Origin of the sequence: Streptococcus suis (genome assembly GCF_002960445.1) — a bacterium.
GTDB lineage: Bacteria > Bacillota > Bacilli > Lactobacillales > Streptococcaceae > Streptococcus > Streptococcus hyiners.
This window is the reverse complement of sequence record NZ_POJD01000287.1, coordinates 63,362-83,844: the sequence shown is the minus strand read 5'-3', so window position 1 is coordinate 83,844 and position 20,483 is coordinate 63,362. Positions and strand designations below refer to the sequence as shown.

At 43.9% G+C, this 20,483-nt stretch carries 20 protein-coding genes; 19 read left to right on the top strand and 1 reads right to left on the bottom strand.

What is annotated here, in order from left to right:
• The first annotated feature begins 72 nt into the window (after positions 1 to 72).
• The 16 genes from C1G53_RS10235 to glgP all read left to right on the top strand — a co-directional run bounded on the left by C1G53_RS10235 (position 73) and on the right by glgP (position 15,425).
• A complete protein-coding gene (locus C1G53_RS10235; RefSeq protein ID WP_105118580.1) occupies positions 73 to 750 on the top strand; it encodes an SEC10/PgrA surface exclusion domain-containing protein in 678 nt (225 codons plus the stop codon).
• A gap of 110 nt (positions 751 to 860) precedes the next feature.
• A complete protein-coding gene (locus C1G53_RS10230) occupies positions 861 to 1,388 on the top strand; it encodes a YqeG family HAD IIIA-type phosphatase (protein ID WP_105118579.1) in 528 nt (175 codons plus the stop codon).
• Positions 1,389 to 2,495, top strand: coding sequence for a ribosome biogenesis GTPase YqeH (gene yqeH / locus C1G53_RS10225; RefSeq protein WP_044764836.1), 1,107 nt, complete (start codon positions 1,389 to 1,391; stop codon positions 2,493 to 2,495).
• A 56-nt stretch (positions 2,496 to 2,551) separates the two neighbouring features.
• Positions 2,552 to 2,863: a ribosome assembly RNA-binding protein YhbY gene (gene yhbY / locus C1G53_RS10220; protein WP_004195298.1), complete on the top strand. Its 312-nt coding sequence runs from the start codon at positions 2,552 to 2,554 to the stop codon at positions 2,861 to 2,863.
• 12 nt (positions 2,864 to 2,875) lie between these two features.
• Positions 2,876 to 3,508 carry a nicotinate-nucleotide adenylyltransferase gene (locus C1G53_RS10215; protein ID WP_074390984.1) on the top strand — a complete coding sequence of 211 codons (633 nt, stop codon included), beginning with the start codon at positions 2,876 to 2,878 and terminating at the stop codon, positions 3,506 to 3,508.
• Complete coding sequence (gene yqeK / locus C1G53_RS10210) at positions 3,505 to 4,092, top strand: bis(5'-nucleosyl)-tetraphosphatase (symmetrical) YqeK (protein ID WP_105118578.1); 588 nt, start codon at positions 3,505 to 3,507, stop codon at positions 4,090 to 4,092. The genes C1G53_RS10215 and yqeK overlap by 4 nt, the downstream gene beginning before the upstream one ends.
• A gap of 108 nt (positions 4,093 to 4,200) precedes the next feature.
• On the top strand, positions 4,201 to 4,653 hold the full coding sequence (locus C1G53_RS10205; protein ID WP_105118577.1) for a GNAT family N-acetyltransferase: 453 nt from the start codon (positions 4,201 to 4,203) through the stop codon (positions 4,651 to 4,653).
• On the top strand, positions 4,650 to 5,159 hold the full coding sequence (locus tag C1G53_RS10200) for a cysteine hydrolase family protein (RefSeq protein ID WP_105118576.1): 510 nt from the start codon (positions 4,650 to 4,652) through the stop codon (positions 5,157 to 5,159). Before C1G53_RS10205 ends, C1G53_RS10200 begins: the two co-directional genes overlap by 4 nt.
• 1 nt (position 5,160) lies before the next feature.
• On the top strand, positions 5,161 to 5,520 hold the full coding sequence (rsfS, locus tag C1G53_RS10195; protein WP_044781673.1) for a ribosome silencing factor: 360 nt from the start codon (positions 5,161 to 5,163) through the stop codon (positions 5,518 to 5,520).
• Positions 5,521 to 5,668: 148 nt separating this feature from the next.
• Complete coding sequence (locus C1G53_RS10190) at positions 5,669 to 6,415, top strand: class I SAM-dependent DNA methyltransferase (RefSeq protein WP_105118575.1); 747 nt, start codon at positions 5,669 to 5,671, stop codon at positions 6,413 to 6,415.
• The gene (locus C1G53_RS10185) at positions 6,412 to 7,500 is read left to right on the top strand and encodes a nucleotidyltransferase (protein ID WP_105118574.1); all 1,089 of its coding nucleotides are present in this window, start codon (positions 6,412 to 6,414) and stop codon (positions 7,498 to 7,500) included. The genes C1G53_RS10190 and C1G53_RS10185 overlap by 4 nt, the downstream gene beginning before the upstream one ends.
• A gap of 78 nt (positions 7,501 to 7,578) precedes the next feature.
• Positions 7,579 to 8,307, top strand: coding sequence for a MerR family transcriptional regulator (locus C1G53_RS10180; protein WP_105118573.1), 729 nt, complete (start codon positions 7,579 to 7,581; stop codon positions 8,305 to 8,307).
• Between the two features lie 71 nt (positions 8,308 to 8,378).
• Positions 8,379 to 8,789 (top strand): peptide deformylase, encoded by a 411-nt coding sequence (locus tag C1G53_RS10175; protein ID WP_105118572.1) that lies wholly within the window; start codon positions 8,379 to 8,381, stop codon positions 8,787 to 8,789.
• Between the two features lie 564 nt (positions 8,790 to 9,353).
• Positions 9,354 to 11,456, top strand: coding sequence for an ATP-dependent Clp protease ATP-binding subunit (locus tag C1G53_RS10170; protein ID WP_105118571.1), 2,103 nt, complete (start codon positions 9,354 to 9,356; stop codon positions 11,454 to 11,456).
• 203 nt (positions 11,457 to 11,659) lie between these two features.
• Positions 11,660 to 13,168: a 4-alpha-glucanotransferase gene (malQ, locus tag C1G53_RS10165; protein ID WP_105118570.1), complete on the top strand. Its 1,509-nt coding sequence runs from the start codon at positions 11,660 to 11,662 to the stop codon at positions 13,166 to 13,168.
• Positions 13,161 to 15,425 carry a glycogen/starch/alpha-glucan family phosphorylase gene (gene glgP, locus C1G53_RS10160; protein WP_105118569.1) on the top strand — a complete coding sequence of 755 codons (2,265 nt, stop codon included), beginning with the start codon at positions 13,161 to 13,163 and terminating at the stop codon, positions 15,423 to 15,425. The genes malQ and glgP overlap by 8 nt, the downstream gene beginning before the upstream one ends.
• A 56-nt stretch (positions 15,426 to 15,481) precedes the next feature.
• On the opposite strand, the gene C1G53_RS10155 is transcribed toward glgP, so the two are convergent.
• On the bottom strand, positions 15,482 to 16,189 hold the full coding sequence (locus tag C1G53_RS10155) for a GntR family transcriptional regulator (RefSeq protein WP_105118568.1): 708 nt from the start codon (positions 16,187 to 16,189) through the stop codon (positions 15,482 to 15,484).
• A gap of 196 nt (positions 16,190 to 16,385) precedes the next feature.
• Here C1G53_RS10155 and C1G53_RS10150 point away from each other — a divergent pair, with 196 nt between their 5' ends.
• The 3 genes from C1G53_RS10150 (at position 16,386) to C1G53_RS10140 (ending at position 20,209) form a co-directional block, all read left to right on the top strand.
• Positions 16,386 to 17,177, top strand: a complete 792-nt coding sequence (locus tag C1G53_RS10150) for an endonuclease/exonuclease/phosphatase family protein (RefSeq protein WP_105118567.1) — start codon at positions 16,386 to 16,388, stop codon at positions 17,175 to 17,177.
• A gap of 38 nt (positions 17,178 to 17,215) precedes the next feature.
• The gene (locus C1G53_RS10145) at positions 17,216 to 19,384 is read left to right on the top strand and encodes a PTS transporter subunit IIBC (RefSeq protein ID WP_105118566.1); all 2,169 of its coding nucleotides are present in this window, start codon (positions 17,216 to 17,218) and stop codon (positions 19,382 to 19,384) included.
• Between the two features lie 108 nt (positions 19,385 to 19,492).
• A complete protein-coding gene (locus C1G53_RS10140) occupies positions 19,493 to 20,209 on the top strand; it encodes a YebC/PmpR family DNA-binding transcriptional regulator (RefSeq protein WP_105118565.1) in 717 nt (238 codons plus the stop codon).
• The last annotated feature ends 274 nt before the right edge of the window (positions 20,210 to 20,483 follow it).

The following is a 20,483-nucleotide window of genomic DNA, read 5'->3' as shown; positions in this document are numbered from 1 at the left end:
AAGTTGAAAAGGTTTACAATTTTCCCTTATCTTGTTACAATAAGAATATCAAACATACGGGGGAAGAAAACCATGACAATCATTGAAAGAGCTGACAACCTAGAGCGTATCATCTTGCCAGAAGGTTACTATGAAACTCTCGCTCAATATGTTCAAGCTGGGAAAACAGGTTTTGATTCGGAACTGGAAAAACTGGGTGAGCAGGGGCTAGACATCAATGTCTACAAGGGGTCTGAGCAAGATAGGGAAGTTATTCTTGAAGACATAGAGAATTTGCCACAGGAAATCCGTGAAGAGTTAGCTCGCTTTGCTGCGAACTTGCTCAATCCATTGCGGGAACAATTGGGAACTGTGGCTGTGGAGGTCAGTGATTTGGCCTTGGATTATGCGGTTAGTTTGGCTCAATCCTTGAGTAGCTCCCTCCGTTATCACAACTATGATAGCTTGATTGCCATTGCTCAAATTAAGGGTGTCGAACCTAAAGGCAAGGACTGTTTAGCCTTTTCAGAATATCGAGAGGCTTATACGCTTTATGATGCCAAAAAATTGGTTTACAAGGCTCTAACTTGGCGCCTCTTTGATGATAGTCATGCAGACTATGGCCATGCGACGACGATTTTAGGCATGGATGAGGATGATTCTGGTGTTGAGGAAATTGGATTTGCCTTTTCAAAATACTCGCTGGATATTGATTGGTTGTTGACCCATATGATTTTCATTCCTAAGGATTGGATTTTAGAAAGCAAATAGGTTCGTAGGATAGGCACTCGGTTCCACCGGGTGTTTTCCTTTTGGCTATCTATTCGCCTTTTTCCTAGAAAAATGGTATAATTATCTGATAAAATTCTTTGGAGAAGTCCGTGACGTTAGAAAATTATATGCCAGATTTTGCCTTGGAAAAGGCCTATGATGTGACAGTTGACAGTTTGAAAAAACAGGGTATCAAGGTGGTCTTTGTCGATTTGGACAATACCTTAATTGCTTGGAATAATCCCGATGGTACGCCAGAGATGCGCCAGTGGTTACAGGATTTACAGGCCGCAGGCATTCCCGTTGTGGTGGTTTCCAACAACAAATACGAGCGGGTCAAGCGAGCAGTAGCTCCTTTTGGGATTGAATTTGAAGCCTTCGCACTCAAGCCGTTCACCTTTGGGATTAACCGTGCCTTAAAACGCTTCGATGTTCAACCGCATGAAGTGGTCATGATTGGGGATCAGTTGATGACAGACATTCGGGCTGCTAAGCGAGCTGGGCTCAAGTCTGTACTGGTCAAACCCTTGATTCAGACGGACTCTATCAATACGCAGATTAACCGTTGGCGTGAGCGGCGGACCATGAAAAAAATCATCGCTAAGTATGGGGCGATAGATTACAAGAGGGAGATGTAAGTGGAAGAATTATTTTGTATCGGCTGTGGTGCCCAGATTCAGACGCTAGACAAGGCTGTCGCTGGATTTACACCTCAATCAGCCCTAGAAAAAGGCCTGGAAACCGGGCAACTCTACTGCCAACGTTGTTTCCGTTTACGCCATTACAATGAGATTTCAGATGTCAATATCTCAGATGATGACTTCTTGAAACTCCTCCATAGCGTAGGAGAAAGCGATGCCTTGGTGGTCAATGTCATTGATATTTTTGACTTCAATGGTTCGGTCATTCCAGGCTTGCCTCGCTTTATTTCAGGAAATGATGTGTTGTTGGTCGGCAACAAGCAGGACATTTTACCCAAGTCTGTCAAGACAGGCAAGGTCACTCAGTGGTTGACCGAGCGGGCACATGAAATCGGCATGCGACCAGTTGATGTGGTCTTGACTTCAGCCCAAAACAAGCAGGCCATCAAAGATTTGATTGAGAAGATTGAACAGCACCGCAAGGGACGGGATGTCTATGTGGTCGGCGTGACCAACGTCGGCAAATCAACCTTGATCAATGCTATTATCCAAGAAATCACAGGGGACAAGGATGTCATTACGACTTCACGTTTCCCTGGAACGACGCTAGATAAGATTGAAATTCCTCTGGATGATGGTTCCTACATCTATGACACGCCAGGAATTATCCATCGTCACCAGATGGCCCATTATTTGACGGCTAAAAACCTCAAGTACATCAGCCCGCGCAAGGAAATCAAGCCAAAGACCTACCAGCTCAATCCAGAACAAACCTTGTTCTTGGCTGGTCTGGGACGATTTGACTTTGTGGCTGGTGAACGCCAAGGCTTTACGGCTTTCTTTGACAATGAGCTCCAGCTCCACCGCACCAAGTTACAGGGAGCTAGTGAATTTTACCAGAAACATGCGGGCTCGCTTTTAGTGCCGCCAACCAGTAAGGAATTGAAAGAATTTCCTGAATTGGTCCGCCATGAATTTACCATCACCGAAAAGACGGATGTGGTCTTCTCAGGACTTGGTTGGATTCGTGTCAATGAAAAGGCCAAGATTGCTGCCTGGGCACCAAAGGGTGTGGATGTGGTCATTCGCAAGGCGATTATCTAGATGTGCGTACTGGTTACATTTGTTAGCCAATAAATATAGAAACATAGGAAAAATAGATGTCATTAACTTCAAAACAACGTGCCTTTTTGAACAGTCAGGCACACAGTCTTAAACCCATCATTCAGATTGGGAAAAATGGTCTAAATGACCAGATTAAAACCAGTGTTCGTCAGGCGCTAGATGCGCGTGAATTGATCAAGGTGACCTTGCTACAAAATACGGATGAAAACATCCACGAAGTAGCAGAAATCTTGGAAGAAGAAATCGGTGTGGACACGGTTCAAAAAATCGGCCGCATCTTGATTTTATTCAAACAATCTAGCAAGAAAGAGAACCGTAAAATTTCCAAACAGGTCAAAGAAATCTAAGAAGGAGAGCCTATGGCTATTGAACTCTTAACACCCTTTACCAAGGTTGAATTAGAGGTTGAAAAGAAAGAAACCAATCGCAAACAAGTGGGGATTCTGGGTGGGAATTTTAACCCTGTCCACAATGCTCATTTGATTGTGGCAGACCAGGTCCGTCAACAGTTGAAGCTGGATGAAGTCTTGCTCATGCCAGAATTTCTTCCGCCGCATGTGGATACAAAAGAAACCATTGATGAGTACCATCGCTATTCCATGCTCAAGATGGCTATTGCAGGGATTGAGGGCTTGGGGATTGAAACCATTGAACTGGAACGCCGAGGTGTCAGCTATACCTACGACACCATGAAATTGCTGAAGGAAAAAAATCCTGATACGGATTATTATTTCATCATCGGTGCAGATATGGTAGACTACTTGCCAAAATGGCACAGGATTGATGAATTGGTCCAGTTGGTGCAGTTTGTTGGTGTCCAGCGTCCTCGTTACAAGGCAGGGACTTCCTATCCTGTTATCTGGGTAGATGTGCCCTTGATGGACATTTCCTCCAGCATGGTGCGGAGCTTTATCAAGCAAGGACGGGTGCCGAATTTTATGGTGCCTCATGAAGTTCTGGACTATATCGAAGAAAAGGGACTTTACCAATGATTGCAGCAGATTTGACCTTTGACCGTCAGGCTCTTTTGGAAAAAATCCGTGTAGCCATGAAGCCAGCGCGCTTCCAACATGTCTTGGGTGTGGAGCAGGCGGCGCTTGCCTTGGCAGACCAATATGGCTGTGATCCGAAAAAAGCCAGTCTAGCAGCACTCTTGCATGACTATGCTAAGGAAGTGGAAGACCAAGTTTTTTTGGACTTGATTGCCAAGTATGATTTGGACAAGGACCTGCTCAACTGGGATAATAACATCTGGCACGGTGTGGTTGGCGCCTATAAAATCGCAGAAGATTTTGGTTTGGAAGATGGGGAAATTTTCCAAGCCATTCAACGACACACCGTTGGGGCGGGGCAGATGACCTTGCTGGACAAGGTTCTCTATGTGGCGGACTACATAGAACCCAATCGGGATTTTCCTGGGGTGGACGAGGCGCGTCGTATCGCAAAAGAGTCCTTGGACAAGGCAGTAGCCTATGAAACTGCCCAAACCATTTCTTACTTAGCCAAGAAGGGAATTTCCATTTATCCACAAACCTTGGAAACCTATAATGGCTATGTTGCTTGGTTGAAGGAGTAGGGATGATTGCATTATAGTCATTTAGTTTTTCTTTTATTACTTCGTTAACTCGCTTTGCCGTACTCCAGTACAGCCTGCAGCTCGTTGCCTAGTACTAAAAGTAAACTAATGACTATAAAATATCTTGATGAACGCTCCTATCAAGCAGTCTTGGACTTGACAGTAGCCGAGGAGGACAAGGGCTTCGTGGCTCCCAACGTGCGTTCACTCGCTGACGCTTGGCTTTACAGAGAAAATGGGGATGTTTTCCCCTATGCCATCTGGGCAGATGAACAGGTGGTCGGTTTTGCCTTGATTGACATTGATGAGGACATCCAGCAGTATATGCTCTGGCGGTTTATGATTGGCCAAGAGTTTCAAGGAAGGGGCTATGGTCAAGCTGCTTTGGAGGTTGTAATAGCAATGGCTCAATCACATCCTGTCTGCGACCATTTGATTGCAGCTTATGTTAAGGGCAATCAGAAGATGGCTCATCTCTTGGAGAAAAATGATTTTGTCTTGGATAGTGAAGAAGAAAGGGAATTGGTCTTCCGTTTGGAAACGCCTGGTGTTAAGCTATGAAATCTGCATTGTTAGTCATTGACATTCAGAACCTTCTAGTGGAGGAAAAACCTTATGCCATTGAAGAGCGATTAGCCCTCTGGCAAGATAGCCTCACAAACGCTCGTCAAGCGGGGCTAGAAGTCATCCATGTCCGCCATCATGACCAGGAATTGGTCAAGGGGACTGCCGACTGGGAAATTCACTCAATTGTTGCACCCTTAGCTAGTGAGAAGATTTTCGATAAGACCTTTAACAGTGCCTTCAAGGAAACGGGGCTTCATGCTTATTTGCAGGAAAAGGGAATGGAGCAGCTCATCATCATGGGTATGGCGACCAATTTTTGCATTGACACGACGATTAAAGTGGCCTTTGAACTAGGTTACAAGGTAGCTGCGATTCAGGACGGAACGACGACAGGTTATTCAGGCAAATTGGATGCCAAAGACTTGATTGACCACTACCAAAACATCTGGTCATGGAATTTTGCCCAGGTGGATACATTAGAAAATATAATTAGAGGATAAGATGAAAGAACTAGATTTAGTAAAAGTTGTGGTCCAGGCTGCTGATGACAAGCGAGCTGAGGACCTTGTTGTAATTGATGTTCAAGGCGTGACCAGCCTGACAGACTACTTTGTGATTGCCAGCTCCATGAACAGTCGCCAGTTGGAGGCTATTGCGGAAAACATCCGTGAAAAGGTAGCGGAAGTTGGGATCAAGGGTAGCCGTGTAGAAGGCGATAGTAACGGTGGCTGGGTCCTTTTGGACCTTGGAGGCGTAGTCGTTCATATCTTCTCAGAAGAAATGCGTGACCTCTATAACCTTGAAAAATTATGGCACGAAGGTAGCTTCCTGGAAGTCGCAGACTTTTTAGAAGTGGAATAGTGAGAGTGGAGAGAACTCGACTGGTCACCAAACAACTCGAAAGTGACCAAAGAGAGTTCATTATTATGTAATTAGAAGTGATAGACTTCTTGAACACAGTGTGAGTTAATGAAGCAGTCGATTGGCTGCTTTTTATGAAAGGAAAAATATGGCAACTTATGAAACCTTTGCGGCGGTCTATGATGAAATCATGGATGACAGCTTGTATGATAAATGGACAGATTTTAGCTTGCGGAACTTGCCACAAGACACCAAGACGATTTTAGAATTGGCCTGTGGGACAGGGATTCAGGCTGTACGGTTTGCTCAAAAGGGTTATGAGGTGACAGGGCTTGACCTGTCCTATGAAATGTTGGAATTGGCCCAGAAAAAAGCAGAAGCTGCGGGTGTCATGATGGAGTTGGCCCAAGCAGATATGATGGCTCTGGAAGGTGTTGGAGAGTTCGATGCGGTGACCTGTTACTCGGATAGTCTGTGCTATATGTCGGACCAAGAAGCTGTTTTGCGGGTCTTTGAAGGAGTTCACTCTGTTCTCAATCAAGGTGGTACTTTCCTTTTTGACGTCCACTCCATTTATCAAATGGAGGAAGTATTTGCAGGCTATAGCTACCATGAAAACTACGAGGATTTTGCCTTTGTCTGGGATACTTACGAGGGGGAGCATGAGCATTCTATCGTTCACGAATTGACCTTCTTTGTCAAAGATGAGGACAGTCAAGAGGAGCGGTTTATCCGTCGGGATGAAGTTCATGAAGAGCGGACCTATCCGATTGAAACCTATGTGGAATGTTTGAAAGAAGCTGGTTTTGTATCTGTGGAAGTCTTTGCGGACTTTGAAAATCAAGCTCCGACAGAAACCAGCCAGCGGTGGTTTTTCAAGGCGGTCAAGGCATGATTTCAGGCATCGTAGCAGAATACAATCCCTTCCATACAGGTCATAAATACCTGCTGGAGCAGGTTGAGGGGTTGAAAATCGTGGTCATGTCTGGTAATTTCATGCAACGGGGTGAGCCAGCTATTGTGGATAAGTGGACACGGGCTCAGATGGCTTTGGAACACGGGGCAGATCTTGTTGTCGAGATGCCCTTTTTGGTGTCTGTCCAGTCGGCTGACCATTTCGCCAAGGGAGCAATCAGCATTTTACACAGGCTAGGTGTGGAAAAACTGGTTTTCGGTACGGAAGAAATGCTGGATTACCAGAAAATTGCGGACATCTATGTGGATAAGTCGGAAGAGATGGAAAATTTTGTGAAAAACTTGCCTGACCATCTCTCTTATCCACAGAAGACCCAGGCTATGTGGCAGGAGTTTGCGGGTCTAACCTTCACAGGTGACACGCCAAATCATATTCTGGCTCTGGCTTATGCTAAGGCGGTGGCTGGAACTGGCATTCAGCTCAGCCCTGTTCAACGGCAGGGGGCTGGTTTTCATTCGGAAGAGGTGGAAACGTCCTACGCCTCGGCGACAGCTATCCGCAAGAGTGCTGACCAGCTGGACTTGGTGCGTGACTTTTTACCGTCTGCCAGTCTCTTTGAAGAGGCGACCAAGGTAAGCTGGAGAAACTATTTTCCTCTGCTCCGCTACCAGATTGCGACCCACCCAGATCTCAGTCAGGTCTTTCAGGTCAACGAAGAACTAGCCAGTCGTATCCGCTCTGCCATTGGGAGCGTAGCGACCGTGGAGGAGTTAGTGGATGCCGTTGCGACCAAGCGCTACACCAAGGCGCGGGTGCGGCGGGTGCTGACCTACATCTTGGTTAATGCGGTGGAAAGTCCCTTGCCAGAAGCGGTCCATGTATTGGGCTTTTCAGATCGAGGCCAGGCCTATCTCAAGACCGTCAAGGAGCGGGTGGACTTGGTGACGCGGATCGGCAAAGAGCCCTGGGACAGTCTGACCCAGCAGGCGGATGTGGTCTATCAATTGGGCGCTGACGCAATAGCAGAGCAGACCTACGGGCGTGTGCCGGTGAGGGTGGAGTGAGATGTAAAAGTTTTTTGATAAAATTCTTGACCCTCACCTTACGTTATCCCTTATACTAATCATAGAGAGGAGATTTCGATGAACGAAAATTGGACAGTTAAGCAGGTCAGTCAGTTGACAGGATTGACGGTGAGGACCCTGCACCACTATGACCAGATTGGTTTGCTCAAACCAGCATTTGTGGCTGAAAATGGTTATCGCTACTATAATCAAGAGAATTTGGCTCGTCTGCAAGAAATTCTATTGTTTCGTGAATTGGATTTTCCTCTCAAGGATATAGAGCAGCTTCTGGACGTGAAGGAAGTCAATCGCCAGCAGGTTTTGCGGGATCATGTCGCCCTTTTAGAGCTCAAAAGGGAACGGCTGGACCGCATCATCAATCACACCAGATTGCTCACAGAAAAAGGAGGAGAAGTCATGGATTTTCACGCATTTGATAGCAGTCAACTAGAGGCCTACAAGGCGGAGGCAAAGGAACGTTGGGGACAGACAGCGGTCTATGCCGAATTTGAAGAGCGCTACGATGCTAGCAAAGACCGGGTGTTTGCTCAAGAGATGCAGGCTATTTTTGAAGCTTTTGGAAAAATGCAGAGCTTAGAAGTCAGTCACCCTGATGTGCAGGCTCAGGTAGCCAACTTGCAGGCCTATATCACGAAAAATTTCTACACCTGCACCAAGGAAATCTTACAAAATCTAGGTCCTATGTATGTTGAAGACGAGCGATTTACAGCCAATATTGACCGAGCAGGTGGACCAGGCACAGCAGCTTTTGTTAGTCAGGCAATTGTGATTTATTGCCAAGAATAAATAAGGAAAGTCTAGTGAGAACTAGGCTTTTTTGGTATACTAGATGAAGCTAGAAAATAAGGAGACACCCCATGATTCAACCTATTATGAAAGATATTTTCTTCCTGCAACAGAAGTCGGAGCCTGCGACTCAGCTAGATGTGCAGATCGGTCAGGATTTGCAGGACACTTTAGCAGTCAATGCTCACGCTTGTGTGGGCATGGCGGCCAACATGATTGGTGTCAAAAAGCGGATTATCATCGTCAACATGGGCTTCACCAACCTGGTCATGTATAATCCCGTCCTCATCAGCAAGGCCAAGCCTTATAAGACTGAGGAGGGTTGCCTGTCGCTGGAAGGTAGCCGTCCGACGACACGCTATCAGGAGATTGAAGTGGAGTTTTTTGATGCTTCTTGGATAAAGCAGAGCCTAAAGCTGACAGACTTCCAAGCCCAGATTGTTCAGCATGAACTGGATCATTTGGAAGGGATTATCATCTAGTGCTACCAAATCTACCGTCAGGTAGATTTTTTTGTATAAAAGTCAAAAAAGGTCAAACAAAAATATTGACTTTTACTGACCAATGGTGTAGAATATGAATGTAAGGTAAATAAGCCTTGCATATTCTTCAACCAAAAGGTCAGTTTAGGTCAAACGAGAACGGTTTGACTTACTCTTGAACCTATTGGTCAGTAAAAGACAAACTTCTGAGGAGGTTGGGATGAAAGACAGGATTATACCCTATTAGCGTCATTTAGTTTATCTTTTATTACTGCGGCGAGTGAGGAAACTTCAAATAATCTCATCATTAGAGAACTCGCTTTGCCGTACCTTATGAATGTTACTTACAATCGTAAGTGCGATTTCCAAGCTTTAATAGTCCGCTGGACTATTGAAGCTACCTGCAGCTTTTGATGCGAACTTTGTTCGCTCTATTTCCCACCTCCAAAGGTTCCCCAAACCTTTAGAGCTAGTACTAAAAGCAAACTAAAAGACTAAATCCATTTTTTTAAAACAAAGGTCAGTAAAAGTCAAAAAAATAAAATTATAAATGAGGTAAAAACGATGAACAACAATTTCAATAACTTTAACAATATGGACGATATTTTCAATCAACTCATGGGAAACATGGGTGGCTACAGCACAGAGCGTCGCCGTTATTCTATCAATGGGCGTGAAGTGACACCGGAGGAATTCGCTATGTACCGTCAGACTGGTCGCCTGCCACAGACAGAAGAAGTGGCTCAAACACAGGCTAAAGGTCAGATAAAGTCAGATGGGATTCTTGCAAAACTGGGGCGCAATTTGACCCAAGATGCGCGTGATGGGAAACTGGATCCAGTCATTGGACGAAACAAGGAAATCCAAGAAACAGCGGAAATTTTGGCGCGCCGTACCAAGAACAATCCAGTTTTGGTCGGTGATGCAGGTGTTGGTAAAACAGCGGTCGTAGAAGGTTTGGCTCAAGCCATTGTCAATGGTGATGTGCCAGCAGCCATTAAGAACAAGGAAATTATCTCCATCGACATTTCAGGCTTGGAAGCTGGGACTCAGTATCGTGGAGCTTTTGAGGAAAATGTGCAAAATCTTGTGGATGAAGTCAAAAAAGCTGGAAATATCATTCTCTTCTTTGATGAAATTCATCAGATTTTGGGAGCTGGTAGTACTGGTGGAGACTCCGGTTCCAAGGGTTTAGCGGATATTCTCAAACCAGCTTTATCCCGTGGGGAATTGACGGTTATCGGTGCCACTACGCAGGACGAATACCGCAATACCATTCACAAGAACGCCGCTCTGGCTCGTCGTTTCAATGAAGTCAAGGTTAATGCTCCGTCCGCAGAAGACACCTACCAGATTTTGAAAGGGATTAAGCCGCTTTATGAAGCCCACCACAATATTGAATTGCCAGATGAGGTTTTGAGAGCTGCAGTTGATTATTCCGTCCAATATATTCCGCAACGTAGCTTGCCTGATAAGGCTATTGACCTGATTGATGTGACCGCTGCTCACTTGGCTGCACAACATCCTGTGACAGATATTCAGACCTTGGAAGCAGAAATGGCTGAGGCAAAACAGTTGCAGTTGGAAGCAGCTGAAAAAGAGGATTATGAAAAAGCCTTGAATGAAAAAGTCCGTATTGATAAGCTACAAAAACAGATTGATACTCATACAGAGCAACAGAAAGTAGTAGCGACCGTCAATGATGTGGCTCAGTCAGTTGAGCGTATGACAGGAATTCCAGTCTCTCAAATGGGAGCCTCTGACATTGAACGGCTCAAGGAATTGAAAAATCGCCTGTCAGCCAAGGTTATCGGTCAAGACGATGCGGTGGAAGCTGTATCTCGTGCCATTCGTCGGAATCGTGCAGGTTTTGATGACGGCAACCGTCCGATTGGTTCCTTCCTATTTGTCGGTCCGACAGGTGTCGGTAAGACAGAGTTGGCAAAACAGTTAGCGCTAGACTTGTTTGGTAACAAGGATGCCATTATCCGCCTGGATATGTCTGAATACAGTGATCGGACAGCCGTTTCCAAATTAATCGGGACCACAGCGGGTTATGTGGGCTACGATGACAATTCCCATACTCTTACAGAGCGTGTCCGCCGCAATCCGTACTCCATTGTCCTCTTGGATGAGATTGAAAAAGCTGATCCACAAGTAATTACCCTCCTCTTGCAAGTGCTGGATGATGGGCATTTGACTGATGGACAGGGCAACCAAGTTAACTTTAAAAATACTATTATCATCGCTACCTCTAATGCAGGTTTTGGTTATGGTGTGGAAGAAGATCAAGAAGAAGAGCCAGACATCATGGACCGTATTGCACCATTCTTCCGTCCAGAGTTTCTCAACCGTTTCAATGCAGTTATCGAGTTTAAGCATTTGGATAAAGAAGATCTCAAAGCTATCGTCGATTTGATGTTAGCTCAGGTCAATAAGACCCTAGCTAAAAAAGGTATTCACTTAGAAGTGACCGAAGCTGCCAAAGAATTCTTGATGGAAGCAGGCTATGATAAGGCTATGGGGGCTCGCCCACTCCGTCGAGTGATTGAAAATCAAATTCGTGATAAGGTGACAGACTTCTATTTGGACCATACAAATGTGACTAACTTACTCGCGGATGTGGCTGACAATGAAATCAAAATTGAAGAGCAAACCTTTTCATAAAAAATAAGATAATATAGAAAATCTGAGAAGAAATTCTCAGATTTTCTTTTTGAAAGGTATTAACAAGTGTCTAATAAAGCTCATATTGACAGCTTTCGAGCGGTTTTACGGAAAAGTTTTTCAAAAATCTTGTATAATTCCTTGACAAGTGCAAACGTTTGCGTTAAACTATCATTGTACTTGAAAGAAAGGAAAACGTTTTTATGGCGAATCGTACCAGTGGAATTTTAATGCATATTACCTCACTTCCAGGTAAGTTTGGTATCGGTACTTTTGGAAAGCCTGCCTATGATTTTGTAGATTTCTTGGTAGAAACCAAGCAAACCTATTGGCAGCTTCTTCCTCTCACAACGACCAGTTATGGAGATTCTCCCTACCAATCATTTTCAGCTATTGCTGGAAATACCCACCTAATTGATTTTGATTTATTGGCAGAAGAAGATTTATTGGCCAACTTTGATTACCAAGATGTGAACTTTGGGGACAATCCAGAAAAAGTGGACTACGCCTTGATCTATGAGGCACGTCGTCCAATCTTGGAAAGAGCTGTTAAAAATTTCTTGACTGATGACAAGCGTAAAGTAGCCTTTCAAGAGTTTGAAAAAGCTAATTCATCATGGCTAAATGACTATGCAGAGTTCATGGCAATTAAAGAACATTTTGGCAACAAGGCCCTACAAGAATGGGATGACAAGAAAGTGGTTGCTCGAAATGAAGAAGCCTTGGCCAAGTATCGTTTAGAGTTAGCAGATCAAATCGACTACTTCAAAGTTACTCAATACTTCTTCTTTAGCCAGTGGAAGCAGTTGAAGGACTACGCTAACAAGAACCACATCAAGATTATTGGAGATATGCCCATTTACGTATCTGCAGATAGTGTGGAAGTTTGGACTAAACCACAGCTCTTCAAGCTTGATAGCGAACGCAAGCCACTTTATGTGGCAGGCGTACCAGCAGATAACTTCTCTGCGGACGGTCAGCTCTGGGGGAACCCACTTTATGATTGGGAGCAACATGAAAAGACTGGCTACAATTGGTGGATTTACCGTATTCACGAGAGCTTTAAGCTTTATGATGTCTTACGGATTGACCACTTCAAAGGCTTCTCAGATTATTGGCAAGTAGATGGCAAGGCAGAAGTAGCCAAAGTCGGCACTTGGGAGCCAGGCCCAGGCTACAATCTTTTCAAGGCGGTCAAAGAAACCCTTGGTGACCTGCCGATTATTGCAGAAGACCTTGGGAATATCGATGCTAAGGCACGTAAACTTCTGGCAGATTGCGGCTACCCAGGCATGAAAATCCTAGAATTTGGCTTCTTTGATGTGACAGGGCAGAGCATCGACATCCCACACCGTTGTGTGCCAAACTCAATCGCCTATACAGGTACCCATGATAATGAGGTGGTTAATGGCTGGTATAACAATCTAGAGCCTGAACAACAGGAATTTGTAGATGCCTATACCAACCGCAAGCCAATCGAACCCGTTACCCAAGCTATGTTACGGACCTTATTTGCCACTGTCAGTGATACAGCCATTGCAACCATGCAGGATGTGTTAGATTTGGGCGAAGACAGTCGGATGAATACACCATCAACCGTTGGAGGCAACTGGGAATGGCGGATGAAAGCCGAAGATTTAACCCAGGACCGCACAAACTTCTTAGTCAAAATGACTACACTATATCAACGAGGAAATAAAAATCATGAATAACTTTACTACATTTGCAGAAACAAATACTTCGAAAAAATTAGCTGATTTAACAAACGAAGAAATCTATCTTCAATTGTTAAACTACGTAAAAGAAGCTGCAGCTACAAAACCAAAAAATACAGGAAAACGTAAGGTTTACTATATCTCAGCTGAGTTCCTTATCGGTAAACTCTTGTCAAACAACTTGATTAACTTGGGTGTGTACAAGGACATTCAAGTAGAATTGGCAGCGGCTGGTAAGTCATTGGCTCAAGTTGAAGATGTTGAACCAGAACCATCACTAGGTAACGGTGGACTTGGTCGTTTGGCTTCATGTTTTATTGACTCTATGTCAACACTTGCTATCAACGGTGAGGGTGTCGGTCTGAACTACCACTGTGGTCTGTTTAAACAAGTCTTCAAGGACAACCAACAAGATGCAGAGCCAAACTTCTGGATTGAAAATAACTCTTGGTTGATTCCAACGACAATCAGCTACGATGTACCGTTTAAAAACTTTACCTTGACTTCTAAGTTGGACCGTTTGGACATCCTTGGTTACAAGAAAGATACTAAAAACTACCTCAACTTGTTTGATATCCAGTCTGTTAACTACGACTTGATTACAGACGGTATTTCATTTGACAAGACTGATATTAAAGAAAACTTGACCCTCTTCTTGTACCCAGATGATTCTGATAAGAATGGTGAATTGCTCCGTATTTACCAACAGTACTTTATGGTGTCAAACGCTGCTCAGCTATTGATTGATGAAGCGATTGAGCGTGGCTCAAACGTGCGTGACTTGGCAGACTATGCCTATGTTCAAATCAACGATACTCACCCTTCACTTGTTATTCCAGAATTGCTCCGTCTTTTGACTGAAAAACACGGCTTGGAATTTGCAGAAGCAGTGGCAATCGTTAAGAACATGACTGGTTACACCAACCACACCATCTTGGCAGAAGCCCTTGAAAAATGGCCATTGTCATTCTTGGAAGAAGTGGTGCCTCACTTGGTAGATATCATCAAGGAATTGGATGCCTTGGTTGCTAAGGAAGTAGCGGATGTAGCCCTTCACATCATCGACGAGTCTGGTCGTGTGCACATGGCTCACATGGATATCCACTTCTCAAACTCTGTCAACGGGGTTGCGGCTCTCCACACAGAAATCTTGAAAAACTCTGAGTTGAAAGGCTTCTACGAGCTTTACCCAGAAAAATTCAACAACAAGACAAACGGTATCACTTTCCGTCGTTGGTTGGAATTTGCTAACCAAGACCTTGCAGACTACATCAAGGAATTGATTGGTGATGACTATTTGACAGATGCGACTAAGCTTGAGAAATTGCTTGCTTTCGCAGATGACAAGGAAGTTCATGCTAAGTTGGCTGAAATCAAGCACAACAACAAGTTGGCCCTTAAACGTTACCTGAAAGACAACAAGGGTATCGAATTGGATGAAAACTCCATTATCGATACGCAAATCAAACGTTTCCACGAGTACAAACGCCAACAAATGAACGCCTTGTATGTTATCCACAAGTATCTTGAAATCAAGAACGGTAACCTTCCGAAACGTAAAATCACTGTTATCTTCGGTGGTAAGGCAGCTCCAGCTTATATTATCGCTCAAGACATCATTCATTTGATTCTTTGCTTGTCTGAGTTGATTAACAATGACCCAGAAGTGAGCAAGTACCTCAACGTTCACTTGGTAGAAAACTACAACGTAACCGTTGCTGAAAAACTCATCCCTGCAACAGATATTTCTGAGCAAATCTCATTGGCTTCTAAAGAAGCATCAGGTACTGGTAACATGAAGTTCATGCTCAACGGTGCCTTGACACTTGGTACTATGGACGGTGCCAACGTTGAGATTGCAGAATTGGCTGGCATGGACAACATCTACACATTTGGTAAGGATTCAGATACTATTATTGACTTGTACAACAAGGCTGGTTATGTATCTGCGGATTACTACAATGGTGATGCTAATATCAAACGTGCGGTTGACTTTATCATCAGCGATGAAGTGCTTGCTCTTGGTAATGAAGAACGCCTTGGTCGTCTCCACCATGAATTGATCTCGAAAGACTGGTTCATGACCTTGATCGACTTGGCTGAGTACATTAAAGTCAAGGAGCAAGTCTTTGCAGACTACGAAGATCAAGATTCATGGAACAAGAAAGTTGTTCACAACATCGCTAAAGCAGGATTCTTCTCATCTGACCGTACAATCGAGCAGTACAACGAAGACATCTGGCATAGTAAATAATCCAAAACAAAAGAATGTTTCCGAGTGGGAACATTCTTTTTTGCTATGTTTAGTTTTTACCGTTTGGCCATTGATACAAAGGTCACCTTGTCTGGTCGGTAGGTGATGGTTCCGTACTGGAAGGGACGGCCGTCTGCCAGATAGGTGGTGCTGGTGACGGAAACCACCATGTCGTAGTCAGCCAGGTCTAGCAGGCTTTTTTCTTCCTCCGTCGCAAAGCGGAAGGAAATTTCTCGGCGGGAATGGGAAATTTCTAAGCCAAGGTCGTTTTCCAAATACTGATAAATGGAGCTTTCAGCCACTTCCTTACTGAGATAGGGGACAATCCTACGGTCGAAGTAGGAAATCTCATACTCTAAGCGCTCACCGTCAATGGTCCGAACGCGACTAACACGGTAGAGATCCGTTTTTTCATCCACTTCCAATTCCTTCATGACCTCTGGCTGACCTTGGACAATATAGAGGTTGGTCAATTCGGTCTGGACTTGATGATGGGCAGAGCGGTTGAGTTCACTGACGGTCTTCAATTCGGACACAAATGGTTTTCGAACGAGGTTATGGTCCAAAATAATCGAGTTTCTTCCCTGACGTTTTTGGATATAGCCGTCCATTTCCAACAGAGATAGGGCCTTACGGATGGTGTCCTTGGAATAGGAATAAATCTCCATCAGTTCATTTTCTGTAGGCATCTCTTGATTGGCCTGCCAGATATTTTGTTCAATTTTTTCCTTGATGTCAGCATAGACTTTTTTGTATTTACTCATTTGGGGTAACTTCCTAGCTTGCTATTTACCGCTAGTATATCATAAAAAATGCCAAAGGTCAGTATTCTAAGTCAAGATAAACTTTTACGGAAAACTTTAATAATTATTCCGTAAAAGTGTTGACAAGTGAAAACGTTTACGTTATAATAAGGCTACAAGTTGAAAAGGTTTTACTAAGCAAATAGAAAGGAGCGACATGAAGTTACTAACAGTCAATGTTCATGCCTGGCTAGAAGAGGACCAGCATGAGAAATTGGATATTTTAGCTCAGACCATTGCCCAAAAGCAATACCATGTGATTGCTCTCCAGGAAGTCAATCAGCTGATGACAAGTCCCTTGGTGACCAAAGACTTACGCCAAGACAATTATGGTTTGGTTTTACTTGAAAAGCTGAAAAATCTTGGAGTGACAGACTATTCTTATTTTTGGTCCAATTCCCATATTGGTTACGATAGGTACGATGAAGGAATTGCCTTCTTGACCAAACTACCTGTCTATGAAGTGGATGCCTTCTATTGCAGTCAGAACAAAGATTTGACATCAATCTTGTCTAGAAAAATCATCGGTTTGACGGTCTTGTATGAGAAGGAATTGATTGACATTTATTCCTGCCATATCAATCTTCCGGGGCACCCAGAGGAAGACCAGCTGGAAAATGTTCGAAAGATTGTTAATCGAACTAGCCAGGAACGCTTGAAAATTCTCATGGGTGATTTCAATACGGATGCACTATCGGATCCTCAAGCCTATCAAGCTATTAAGAATCTAGGTCTTTATGATAGTTATGATTTGGCAGTGGAAAAGGACAGTGGTATCACTGTTGAAAAGGCTATAGATGGTTGGGCTGGGCACAGTCAGGAAAAACGTCTGGACTATGTGTTCTTAAATCAGGAAAGACAAGTTCAATCCAGTCGAGTGATTTTCAATGGAGATAATCTACCGGTTATTTCGGATCACTTCGGTGTAGAAGTAAATGTAAGTATTTAAAGGTCATAAGACTATGAAAACTATTTAAGGAGAAGAACATGAAAAAATTTCTTAGTTTCGAATTTTGGCAAAAGTTCGGGAAGTGTTTAATGGTTGTGATTGCCGTAATGCCAGCGGCGGGTCTCATGGTGTCAATCGGGAACTCAATTCCTCTGATTAGCCAAGATTCAGAGCTATTGGCTCGAATTGGGAATATTATTGCGCAAATTGGTTGGGGAATTATCGGTAACCTTCACTTGCTCTTTGCCTTGGCAATTGGTGGTAGCTGGGCTAAGGAAAAGGCTGGTGGTGCCTTCTCAGCAGGTCTTGCCTTCATCCTTATTAACTTGATTACAGGTCACTTCTTTGGTGTGACGACTGACATGCTTGCAGATGCAGCTGCGACTGTTAGCACTGTCTTTGGAACTCAAATTCCAGTATCTGGCTACTTTGTCAATATCCTTGGTCAGCCTGCTTTGAACATGGGTGTCTTTGTAGGGATTATTGCTGGTTTTGTTGGTGCGACTGCCTACAACAAATATTACAACTATCGCAAGTTGCCAGATGTATTGACCTTCTTTAACGGCAAACGCTTTGTGCCATTTGTTGTCATCTATCGTTCTGTTCTTGTAGCGCTTGGTTTGGCAATCTTCTGGCCTCTTGTACAAACTGGTATTAACAGTTTTGGTAAATGGATTGCAACCTCACAAGACACCGCTCCAATTGTAGCCCCATTTGTTTATGGTACCTTGGAACGTTTGCTTCTTCCATTTGGTTTGCACCACATGTTGACCATTCCAATGAACTATACGTCACTTGGTGGTACCTATGACATCTTGACAGGTGCTCAAGCTGGTACACAAGTATTTGGTCAAGATCCGCTCTGGTTAGCTTGGATTACAGACTTGATTAACCTCAAGGATGCTGGTGATATGGCTCAGTACAATGATCTTCTTGCCAATGTAACCCCTGCTCGCTTTAAAGTAGGTCAAATGATTGGTTCCTCTGGTATTCTCATGGGCTTGACCCTTGCTATGTATCGCAATGTTGACCCGGATAAGAAGAAAAAATACCGTGGTATGTTCCTTTCATCTGCTGCAGCCGTCTTTTTGACAGGTGTAACAGAACCAATTGAGTTTATGTTCATGTTTGCGGCAATGCCACTTTATGTCGTTTATGCTTTTGTACAAGGTGCTGCTTTTGCTATGGCGGATATTGTCAATTTGCGTATGCACTCATTTGGTAATATTGAATTCCTTACACGTACACCGATGGCGATTAAAGCTGGTATCGGCATGGACGTTGTCAACTTTATCTGGGTAACAGCCCTCTTTGCAGTTGCAATGTACTTCATTGCCAACTTCATGATTCAAAAATTCAACCTAGCAACTTCTGGACGCAATGGGAACTATGATACAGAAACAACAGATGTGGTTTCAAATTCAAACGTAGATACAGCAGATGCCAATTCACAAGTGGTACAAATCATCAACTTGCTTGGTGGTCGTGATAATATCGCAGATGTGGATGCATGTATGACCCGCCTTCGCGTTAGTGTTAAAGATGTGGCACAGGTTGGAGATGAAAATGCTTGGAAACAGGCTGGTGCTATGGGCTTGATTATCAAGGACTCAGGTGTTCAAGCAGTCTACGGACCAAAAGCAGATGTCCTCAAATCAGACATTCAAGATTTGCTAGAATCTGGCGTAGCCATTCCGCGTACAGAAATTGTTGCAAGTGAAACAGTAGTGGAGGAAGCACAATTCAAGGGTGTGACCGAGGCAGTTTACTCTGTTGCTGAAGGGCAAGCCATTGCCATCACAGAAGTGAAAGATCCGGTCTTCTCACAAAAAATGATGGGTGACGGTTATGCAGTTGAGCCTAGCTCCGGCAATGTTTACGCACCAGTTTCAGGTATTGTAACCAGTGTCTTCCCAACCAAACACGCTGTCGGTATTTTGTCTGACAAGGGTGTAGAAGTCTTGGTGCACGTGGGTCTAGATACGGTTGCACTAAACGGTGCTCCATTCTCAGCTAAGGTAACAGACGGTCAACGTGTTGAAGCTGGTGACTTGCTCCTTGTTGCGGATTTGGATGCTATCCGTTCAGCAGGACGCGAAACAACCATCGTAGTTGCCTTCACAAACACAGCAGAAATCAAATCAGTCAGCCTTGAAAATCTTGGACAGGTCAGTCAAGATAGTCAAGTTGCGACAGTTGAGTTGTAAGATAAAAAGACAAGTTCATGCGAGCTTGTCTTTTGCTTTTAAAAATCTTCTCAATCCCTGCCATTTATGGTATAATAAAGCGATTTTATAAAATGTAGGAGGTTCCCCATGGGACGTAAATGGGCCAATATTGTAGCCAAGAAAACCGCAAAAGACGGTGCTAACTCAAAAGTTTACGCCAAATTTGGTGTTGAAATCTATGTAGCAGCGAAAAAGGGTGACCCAGATCCAGAAACAAACTCAGCGCTGAAATTTGTTATCGACCGTGCTAAGCAAGCGCAGGTTCCAAAACACATCATTGACAAGGCCATTGACAAGGCAAAAGGAAACACAGACGAAACTTTCGTGGAAGGTCGTTACGAAGGCTTTGGCCCAAACGGTTCTATGATTATCGTTGATACCTTGACATCAAATGTAAACCGTACGGCAGCCAATGTTCGCTCTGCCTTTGGTAAAAACGGTGGTAACATGGGTGCGTCTGGTTCCGTATCATTCATGTTTGATAAAAAAGGCGTAGTTGTCTTTGCTGGTGATGATGCAGATGCCATCTTCGAATTGCTCCTTGAAGCAGATGTCGAAGTCGATGACGTAGAAGCAGAAGACGGCACAATCACTGTTTATACAGCACCAACTGATTTGCACAAGGCAATCGTGGCACTTAAGGAATCAGGTATTGAAGAGTTTAACGTTACTGAACTTGAAATGATCCCACAATCAGAAGTATCACTTGACGGCGATGACCTCGCAACATTTGAAAAACTCTACGACGCCCTCGAAGACGACGAAGACGTCCAAAAAATCTACACGAATGTAGATGGCTTTTAATAAAAATGACTGTCCGGGGGACAGTCATTTTTATTAAAAGGTTGGAGATTGGAACTGCCGGCAGGCAGTTTTCTTTGTACTCAAAAGTCCGGGGGACAGTCATTTTTATTAAAAGGTTGGAAATGAGAACCAGCAGAAGCTGGTTTTCTTTTTATCGAGAAATCTACTAGCACTTTTTTTATATTAAAAGGTTGGAGATTGGAACTGCCGGTAGGCAGTTTTCTTTATGCTCAAAAGTCCGGGGGAGTGGATTAAAACAGTCAGGGAAGTGACT